Here is a 9068-nt window from a genome sequence, read left to right as displayed (position 1 = left end):
ACCATCGTCCGGGCCAGCGAAGCGGCGCTTCCCTGGCGCGGGTCGCAGCTGCCGACGACGCGGCCGGCGCGCAGGATGGTGGCGACGCCGGCAAGCCGCCTCACTTCGTCGAGCTTGTGCGAGATGTACAACAGCGCGCGGCCGTCCGCTTTCAGCCGCTCCAGCACGTCGAACAGCCTGTCGGCTTCGGCAGGTGTCAGCACCGCGGTGGGCTCGTCGAGGATCAGAAGCTGTGGGTCTTGCAGCAGTGCGCGGACGATCTCGATCCGCTGCCGCTCGCCGACCGACAGCCGCCATACTTCGCGCTTGGGATCGAGCGGCAGGCCGTAGCGCTCCGAGATCTGCTCCAACTCCGCCGCCAGCTTGCCGACCGAAACCCGGCGATCGAGCCCGAGCGCGACATTCTCGACCACGGTGAGATTGTCGAACAGCGCGAAGTGCTGCGACACCGCGGCAATGCCGCAAGCTCGCGCTTCCGCCGGGCCTGCGAACGCGATCGGCGTCCCGCGCCAGATCATCCGGCCCTCGTCCGGCTGCAGCAGCCCGGTGATCATCTTCACCAAGGTCGACTTGCCGGCGCCGTTCTCGCCGAGCAGCGCGTGAACTTCGCCGCCGGCGATGTCGAGATCGATCGCCCAATTGGCGACAAAGCTGCCGAATCGCTTGGTCAGCCCGCGGCCCTGAAACAGCGGCGACGGCTCGCGCGAATCGGAATCAGAAGGGAGAGCCATTCACCATCACATCGGCGGCAGGGTAATTCCGTAAGGTCCACGACCGGGCAGGGACGCCAGCGCGCCGATAATGTAATGGAAATCCGCCGTGGCGGCGATCCGTCATCCGTTCGTCGACTCCACGGCGTAGGTCGTCCTCTGTACCCTGGAAACCATCATGGCCGTCCGTTTGATCATTGGCTGGGTGCTGCTCGCCGCCGCCGTCGGGTGGGGCGCTTGGTTCGTGGCGCGCGCGTCGCGCCAGGCGCTGTGGCTGAGAGTCGCGATCGCGGCGATTGTCCTCGCCGGTTGTGCGGCCTCGTTCTGGATGTACGGCGACCACCTCGACAAGACGCTCGGCGCGGTGGTCGGCTATTTTTTGTTGTGGGGCTCGGTTTTCGTCCTGTCCGGCGCCTGCGCCGGCGTGGTCGTCGGCACGCTGATCGCGCTGCTCGGCTAGAGCTACGGCCGCGGGCCGATGAAACCGAACGCCGGCAGGATCGTTGTGCAAGACCCGCGCGGCGGGGTTCCGCGCCGCTTGCTGTCGTTCGTCCTCCGGAGGCCCTCATGACCTTTCGTTTCGCCGCTCCCGTCCTCGCCGCCGGCTTCGCTGGTGCGCTGCTGCTCGCGCCCACTGCGGGTGTGGCTGCGGGGGCTTTCGATGGTTTGGCCGGATACTGGGCGGGCAATGGACGGGTGCAGATGTCGGACGGCTCCGCCGAGCGGATTCGCTGCCAGGCGTCTTACGCGGTCGGCGGCGACGGCCGTCTGATGCAGCAGAAGCTGACCTGCGCCAGCGACAGCTACAAGTTCGACATTTCGAGCAACGTCGAAGAGACCGGGGGGCGCCTCTCGGGGACCTGGAGCGAGGCGACCCGCAACGTCACCGGCAATGTGTCGGGCACGGTGCGCGGCGGCAATATCTCGGCGCAGGTGGCGGGGCCGGGCTTCAATGCCTCGTTGTCGGTCGCGTCCCGCGGCGCGTCGCAGTCGGTCACGATCGTTCCGCAAGGCAATGACGTGCGGCAGATCTCGGTCTCGATGAAGCGCCGCTAAGCGAGCAGGCGACGGCGTGTGCCAGCGCAGACGCCGTCACTCTCGCGCGTGAGCCAATCTCGCATTTGATCTGCCCTTACAGAATCGTAAGTAAGCACCGCGTTTTCAATCTCTCTCTGCGCAAAACTCCGGTCTGTGCTCGCGTGCGCGTGATAGCATCTTGCCGAAGATTAATATCCGGCACAGCTCGCCGTAAGGTCGCTCTCCTATATTCGGTCTCATCGTTTCACGTTCACGATCGACCAGATGGAGACCACGTCATGCAAGGCGACCAGTTCGACCACGTATCAGCTCAAACCGAGGCTCATATCCGCAAAGTGTTGAGGCCGCGGCGTCTCTCGCTGCTGGCCTCCGCTGCCGGCTTGAGCATGGTGGTGGCGCTCGGCGGCGCCGGCTATCTCGACCGCGAGATGCCGTCGCTGACGTCTCCGGCCTACGCGGCCGAGAACGGCAAGCCGGCGCCGGCAGGGTTCGGCGATCTGGTCGACAAGGTGAAGCCGGCGGTGATTTCGGTCCGGGTCAAGATCGACGACGATCGCCAGACCACGCCGCTGGTGCGTGACGATGGTGACGGCGACCAGATGCAGATGCCGCGCGGCCTCGCGCCGTTCCAGCAGTTCGAGCGTCAGTTCGGCTTCCGCGGTCCTGAAGGCACGCCGAAGCGGCACCAGATGATCACCGGCGAAGGCTCCGGCTTCTTCATCACTGCCGATGGCTACGCGGTCACCAACAATCATGTAGTCGATCACGCCAAGTCGGTGCAGGTGACCACCGATGACGGCACCATCTATACCGCGAAGGTCGTCGGCACCGACGACAAGACCGACCTGGCGCTGATCAAGGTCGACGGCAAGACCGACTTTCCGCACGTCAACTTCGCCGATGCGCCGGCGCGAGTCGGCGACTGGGTGATCGCGGTCGGCAATCCGTTCGGTCTCGGCGGCACGGTGACGGCCGGCATCGTTTCGGCGCGCGGCCGTGACATCGGCTCGGGCCCCTATGATGACTACGTGCAGATCGATGCGCCGATCAACAAGGGCAATTCCGGCGGTCCGGCGTTCGACACCAATGGCAATGTGATTGGCGTCAACACCGCGATCTATTCGCCATCGGGCGGCTCGGTCGGCATCGGCTTCGATATTCCGGCCGCGACCGCGAAGCTGGTGGTGTCGCAGCTCAAGGACAAGGGCTACGTCACCCGCGGCTGGCTCGGCGTTCAGGTGCAGCCGGTGACGGCGGAGATCGCCGACAGCCTCGGCATGAAGCAGGCCCGCGGCGCCCTGGTCGACAGCCCGCAGGACGGCAGCCCGGCCGCGAAGGCCGGCATCAAGGCCGGCGACGTGATCACTGCGGTCGACGGCAAGGAGGTCAAGGACTCCCGCGCGCTGGCCCGCACCATCAGCACGCTGACGCCGGGCTCCTCGGTGAAGCTCGACGTGTTGCACAACGGCCAGTCCAAGACCATCGATCTGACGCTCGCCGAAATGCCCGGGGATCATCAGAAGGTCGCCGACAACAGCGGTGATCGCGACGGTGCCCGCCCGTATCTCGGACTGCGCGTAGCGCCGGCCAGCGACGTCGACGGTGCCGGCAAGAACGGCGTCGTCGTCACCGGCATCGATCCGGACGGGCCTGCCGCCGACAAGGGCCTGCGCACCGGTGACGTCATTCTCGACGTCGGCGGCAAGGCGGTGACCAATACGGGCGACGTCCGCAACGCGCTGACCGAAGCCAGCAAGGACGGCAAGAAGACCGTGCTGATGCGGGTGAAGACGGCGGACTCGGCTGCCCGCTTCGTCGCGGTGCCGATCGCCAAGGGCTGAGCCGCGCGGCATCCATCTCGTGAACGATGACAAGGGACGGCTCAGCGCCGTCCCTTGTGTGTTTGTGCCGTCGTTGCAGCCTGACTGAGATTTCTCCTTCGGCAGAGCAACCTGAAACGCTGCCCCTGCGTTGTCGGGACAAATCGTCTTTGTCCGGATCGCAAAGGGAGTTCTGATGACCAGGCGCGACGTCATCGAAACGGTGGTGGTGACCGGCGCCAGTGCCGGCGTTGGCCGGGCGATCGCGGTGGCGTTCGGTCGCCGCGGCTGCAAAGTCGGCCTGATTGCGCGAGGGCGCGAGGGACTCGAAAGCACCCGGCGTGAGATCATTCGCCTCGGCGGCGAAGCACTGGTGATCGAGGCTGATGTCGCGGATGCCAAGGCGATATTCGACGCGGCCGAGCGCGTCGAGGCCGATCTCGGTCCGATCGACCTGTGGGTCAACAATGCGATGGTCACGGTGGACGGCGCGAGCTGCGACCTGACGCCCGACGAATTTCACCAAGTCACCAAGGTCAGCTATCTCGGCCAAGTGCATGGCACGCTGGCGGCGCTGCGTCACATGCGTCCGCGCAACCGCGGTGCGATCATCTCGATCGGTTCGGCACTGGCGTATCGCTCGATTCCATTCCAGGCACCGTATTGCGCCGCCAAGGCTGCAACCCGTGGGTTCATCGACTCGCTGCGCAGTGAGCTGCTGAACGAGAACAGCGCCGTCACCCTCACCATGGTGCATCTGCCTGCGGTGAACACGCCGCAGTTCGATTGGGCGCGCAACAAATTCGATCGCAAGGCGGCACCGGTGCCGCCGATCTACCAGCCTGAAGCGATCGCCGAGGCGGTGGTTCGCGCCGCCGAGCGGGCGCCGCGCGAGTATTGGGTCGGAGCCTCCGTCGTCAAAGCGATCGTTGCGCAGATGCTGATGCCGTCCGTCGCCGATCGCATCCTGGCACGTGCCGGCACTGATAACGAGACCAGCGCCGAGCCGGAGATGCCGAACCGGCCTGATAATTTGTTTGCGGCCGGCCGCGGCGACCCTGGCGCGCATGGCAGGTTCGACCGGCAGGCGTCGCCGCGGGTGTTTCCATTCAATCCGGCCTGGCTTCGCGCCGGACTGGCCTTAGGGGCGCTGGCAGCCGGTGCGGCTCTGCTCACTGCCGCTGCCCGCGCCGAGCGGCGAGGGAGCGGTGGCGTCCGAGCTATTCCGCCGCCTGTCGTGGTGCGGCGCTGATCGATCCCCCCGCATCGGCTGCGCGGATCGCGACCGGCTGCGCATCGACCACCTGCGGGCGGTTACGCGTCTCGACGTGTTTCGGGTCACCGGACGCAGCGTTGCATCCGATGCAGGCAAGGGAACTTGATTGTGTGCGGAGGCGGCCCGCGCACTCCGTCGCAGCCAAACATCGGAACGGTCGGTGGTACCAGCCGTTGTCGCAGCAGACCGTCTGCGCAGCCGGCTCTCGGAGCGCCTGACGATGTCGAACGGATTTCAAGAAACAGGGAGAGTTCAATGATGATATCGCGCATGTTGCCCGCAGCCGCGCTCGTGCTGGGTTCGCTCGCCGTGGCCTCCGCTCCTGCGGCTGCCGCTCCGATGATGCCCGGTGCCGCGTCACAGCAGGCGCCGGCCGCCGTTCAGCAGGTGCAATGGCGCCATCATGGCTACCATGGTGGCGGGTGGCACGGCTACCGCGGCTGGGGCCATGGCGGTTACCACCGCCACGGCGGCTATGGCTGGGGCCCGGCGATTGGCGGCCTCGCGGCCGGCGCGATCATCGGCGGCGCGATCGCCAACAGTCAGGCGCAGGCCGGCGCGGCCGACGCCGACGCGTATTGCTCGCAGCGCTTCCGTTCGTACGATCCGGCCTCAGGCACCTATCTCGGCTATGACGGCCAGCGTCACCCCTGCCCGTAACGCCTGGGCCATCTGAAACGACAAAGCCGCGCGGACTAGGTCCGCGCGGCTTTTGTTTGTGGAGTTTGTCGAAAGCGACGATCAATCCGTGCCGTCGTCGGCGGTGTCGTGGTCGTCGATGAAGTATTTGATCGCCGCGATCATCGCCGTGAAAGTAGCGATCCAGACGATCCGCGAACCATAACGGTCATGCGGTCCCGAGATGATGCCGCAGATCAGCGCATTGCCGAGCAGTGCCAGCGTCACCGTGCCGGCCAGCAGGGTCACGTCGTCGAGCCGGTGCCGCCACAGCGCCGAGCCGAGGATCACCAGCATCAGTACCATCGATCCCAGCGCCACCGGCACGTGGACCAGGTTCACGGCGTCGAAGTTGATGTCCCAATGCTGCTGCTTGGCCGCCCGCATCGCCGCACTCTGCTCGGGCAGATAGCGCTCGATGATGCCGTAGGTGTGCGGCAGCCAGCCATTGGTGCCTTCACCGGTTGCCACATGCACCAGCTGATCCCACGTCGCCTTGGCCGCAGCCTTGAACTGCATCCACGGATAGGCGGTCACGGCCTGCTTGGAGATGAATTCCATCTCGTCGCTCATGCCCTCGAAGCGGCCGAGCTTGTCGAACATGTTGTTGCCACCCCACAGGAAGTCGTCGCCGGTCGGCGGCAGCTCGTCCTTATAGGGGCACAGCTTCAGCTGTTGCTTGGGGCAGTGGTCGTCGAGGAAGCGCTTGACGATGCCATCCTGCAGCATCCGGCCGAACGCGACTCCGGAGCCGCCCGGGGTCCAGGTGAATTTGCCCGACAGCGCGTAGTTGCAGCTCAGCACCAGCAGCGCGCCGACCAGCAGGGCCGAGCTGGCAAGCGTGAGGCCCGACGCGGTGACCCGGCCGCGCAGCCAGGGCAGCAACAGCCAGCCGGCGACGCTCACGCCGGTGAGCACGATCATGGTGGCGCTGTGGGTCGAAGCCGCGAACGCCGTGAAGGCGAACAGCAGAACCTTTTCGACCGCCGAGGTCTGGTCGCGATACGCGATCAGCAGGAACAGCGACAGCACCGACAGGCCGGCGAAGATATCGGTCAGCAGCATGCTGGTGATCCACGGCAGTGCCGTGGTGGCGATCAGGCCGACGCCGATCGCTGCAAGCCGAAACGGTTTGGTGATACCGAATACCCGCAGCGTCAGTTGGATCAGCCACAGCGAAACGATCGCCTGGAAGCCGAGGTTGAGCCAGAACTGGGTCTGCTCCCCGAGATGCAGGTAGATGCCGTAGGAGGTCGCCCGGTTGATGACGAGGTAACCTTCGTACCAGCGGGCGAGGTAGCCGCCGGTGTCGTATTGGAGCAGCGGATAGCCGTTCCAGATCGCCGGGGCCAGCAGCAGCAGCGGCAGAACAAACAGCGCGATCCGCGCCGCGTTGCTCCGGCGCGCCTGCGCGGCGAGAACCTTACTAGGAATAGAAGTGTCCATCTCGACCGCTCTTATCAGCGCTGTGGACCGCCGGAAGCGACGGGTGCCGGCTCAGTTCGGCAACCGAGACCGTCCGGGGCGGCCCGCACCATAGTGATTTCCGTTGACTACACAAGCGCTTCAGGCCGCCAGATAAGCCCTCAGGCCGGGCGCAGATGAAGTACAAATGAGGTCGCTTTATGTCGGGTGTGCACTTGGCGGCGCCCATACCCGGCCGGCTGCAACCATAGGGCGCCGATCATGAACGAAGCCTGACTAAGTTCAATGCCGCGGACGGGCCGGTGGCGGCCTCGCCGCGCAGATGGTTATAATTCCCCTGAACGGGAGACCGCCGGGGCGGCGGCCGGCCGAATCCCGGGTTCAGGACGTCGAGAGGACGGGAATGAAGATCAAGACCAAGCAATTCCGGGTCGAGGAGGGCGATAAAGTCGACCTCGGCAAATGGCCCACCAAGGTCGATCCGTTCTACGAATCCAAGGAGCACTATCACGAGTTGCTCCGCGCCCAGGTCGAACGGCTGAGCGACCTGCAGCAGCTGCTCTACGCCAGCAACCGCCACGCCGTGCTGCTGATCTTCCAGGCTATGGACGCCGCCGGCAAGGATGGGGTGATCCGGCACGTAATGTCCGGGGTCAATCCGCAGGGCTGCCAAGTGTTCAGCTTCAAGCACCCGAGCGCGACCGAGCTGCAGCACGACTTTCTGTGGCGGACCACCCGCGACCTGCCGGAGCGCGGCCGGATCGGCATCTTCAACCGGTCCTACTACGAGGAGGTGCTGATCGTCCGGGTTCACCCGGACATCCTGCAAAGCGAGCAGGTGCCGAATGGCGAAAATTTCGGCAAATCATTCTGGCACAAACGCTACCGGTCGATCCGCAATCTGGAGGAACATCTGCACGCCAACGGCACCCGGATCGTCAAATTCTTTCTGCATCTGTCGAAGGAGGAGCAATGCAAGCGCTTCCTGGCGCGGATCGACGAGCCGGAGAAGAACTGGAAGTTCAGCGCCGCCGACCTCGAAGAGCGACAGTACTGGGACGACTATATGGACGCCTACGAGAAGTGCCTCAGCGAGACCTCCAGTGATGACTCGCCGTGGTACGCCGTTCCGGCCGACGACAAGGAGAATGCGCGACTGATCGTCTCGCAGGTGATCGTCGAGACCATGGAATCCCTCAAAATGAGCTATCCGGAGACCACGCCCGCCCGGCGCAAAGAGCTATTACGGATGCGCCAGCAATTGCTGAAGTGAGCGGTGACGTGCCAGCCGCGCTCGGCGGTTGGTCGCATGCACCTGTCATGGTGATGACACGGTGCTGAGGTTACGGAGAGCAAATGAACTTGCAAGGTAAGAAGGGCCTGGTCGTCGGCATTGCCAACGATCAGAGCATCGCATTCGGTTGCGCGCGCGCGTTTCGCGACGCCGGCGCCGAACTCGCCGTCACGTATCTCAACGACAAGGCCGCGCCTCACGTCGCCCCGCTCGCTGAACAGCTCGGCTGTCCGATCGTGGTGCCGTGTGACGTGCGCGAGCCGGGTCAACTCGAGGCTGTGTTCGAACGGATCTCCCAGCAATGGGGCCGTCTGGACTTCCTGCTGCATTCGATCGCGTTCGCGCCGAAGGAAGACCTCCACGGCCGCGTGGTCGATTGCTCGCAGGCCGGCTTCGCGATGGCGATGGACGTGTCGTGTCACTCGTTCATCCGCATGGCCAAGCTTGCTGAGCCGCTGATGCCGGACGGCGGCTGCCTGCTCACCGTGTCGTTCTACGGCTCGGAGAAGGTGGTCGAAGACTACAACCTGATGGGTCCGGTGAAGGCAGCGCTGGAAAGCTCGGTGCGCTACATGGCGGCCGAACTGGCGCCGAAGAAGATCCGCGTTCATGCGCTGTCGCCGGGGCCGCTGATGACGCGGGCCGCGTCGGGCATCGCGCGGTTCGACGAACTCCTGGAGCGCACCCGCGCCCGGCTGCCGGCGCATCAGCTCGTCAGCATCGAGGATGTCGGCGCGGTTGCCGCTTTTCTGGTCGGTGACGGCGCGCGGTCGCTCACCGGCAATATCGAATACATCGACGCCGGCTATCATGTGATCGGCTGATCG

9 protein-coding genes are annotated in these 9068 nt (G+C 65.3%); 7 read left to right on the top strand and 2 right to left on the bottom strand.

Annotation, left to right across the window (positions count from 1 at the left end):
- Positions 1-731: ATP-binding cassette domain-containing protein (locus DY467_RS18705; RefSeq protein WP_164638159.1), on the bottom strand; the 731-nt coding region annotated here is incomplete at its 3' end.
- Between the two features lie 157 nt (positions 732-888).
- On the opposite strand from DY467_RS18705, the gene DY467_RS18700 reads away from it, so the two are divergent.
- From DY467_RS18700 to DY467_RS18680, 5 genes are all read left to right on the top strand, one after another.
- Positions 889-1170 carry a hypothetical protein gene (locus DY467_RS18700; protein WP_164638157.1) on the top strand — a complete coding sequence of 94 codons (282 nt, stop codon included), beginning with the start codon at positions 889-891 and terminating at the stop codon, positions 1168-1170.
- Positions 1171-1277: 107 nt separating this feature from the next.
- Complete coding sequence (locus DY467_RS18695) at positions 1278-1766, top strand: hypothetical protein (RefSeq protein ID WP_164638155.1); 489 nt, start codon at positions 1278-1280, stop codon at positions 1764-1766.
- A 260-nt stretch (positions 1767-2026) separates the two neighbouring features.
- Positions 2027-3589: a Do family serine endopeptidase gene (locus tag DY467_RS18690; RefSeq protein ID WP_164638153.1), complete on the top strand. Its 1563-nt coding sequence runs from the start codon at positions 2027-2029 to the stop codon at positions 3587-3589.
- Between the two features lie 175 nt (positions 3590-3764).
- Positions 3765-4820 (top strand): SDR family oxidoreductase, encoded by a 1056-nt coding sequence (locus tag DY467_RS18685; protein WP_164638151.1) that lies wholly within the window; start codon positions 3765-3767, stop codon positions 4818-4820.
- Between the two features lie 279 nt (positions 4821-5099).
- The gene (locus DY467_RS18680; protein ID WP_164638149.1) at positions 5100-5504 is read left to right on the top strand and encodes a BA14K family protein; all 405 of its coding nucleotides are present in this window, start codon (positions 5100-5102) and stop codon (positions 5502-5504) included.
- 81 nt (positions 5505-5585) lie between these two features.
- Here DY467_RS18680 and DY467_RS18675 read toward each other — a convergent pair whose 3' ends face one another.
- Positions 5586-6968 carry a hypothetical protein gene (locus DY467_RS18675; protein WP_164638147.1) on the bottom strand — a complete coding sequence of 461 codons (1383 nt, stop codon included), beginning with the start codon at positions 6966-6968 and terminating at the stop codon, positions 5586-5588.
- 382 nt (positions 6969-7350) lie between these two features.
- On the opposite strand from DY467_RS18675, the gene DY467_RS18670 reads away from it, so the two are divergent.
- Together DY467_RS18670 and fabI are read left to right on the top strand one after the other, a co-directional pair.
- Positions 7351-8220, top strand: a complete 870-nt coding sequence (locus DY467_RS18670; protein ID WP_164638145.1) for an ADP-polyphosphate phosphotransferase — start codon at positions 7351-7353, stop codon at positions 8218-8220.
- Positions 8221-8303: 83 nt separating this feature from the next.
- On the top strand, positions 8304-9065 hold the full coding sequence (gene fabI, locus DY467_RS18665) for an enoyl-ACP reductase FabI (RefSeq protein WP_164638143.1): 762 nt from the start codon (positions 8304-8306) through the stop codon (positions 9063-9065).
- Positions 9066-9068: the final 3 nt, after the last annotated feature.

This window comes from Rhodopseudomonas sp. BR0G17, assembly GCF_010907025.1.
Taxonomy (GTDB): domain Bacteria; phylum Pseudomonadota; class Alphaproteobacteria; order Rhizobiales; family Xanthobacteraceae; genus Rhodopseudomonas; species Rhodopseudomonas palustris_H.
This window is presented reverse-complemented; position numbering and strand designations above follow the sequence as displayed.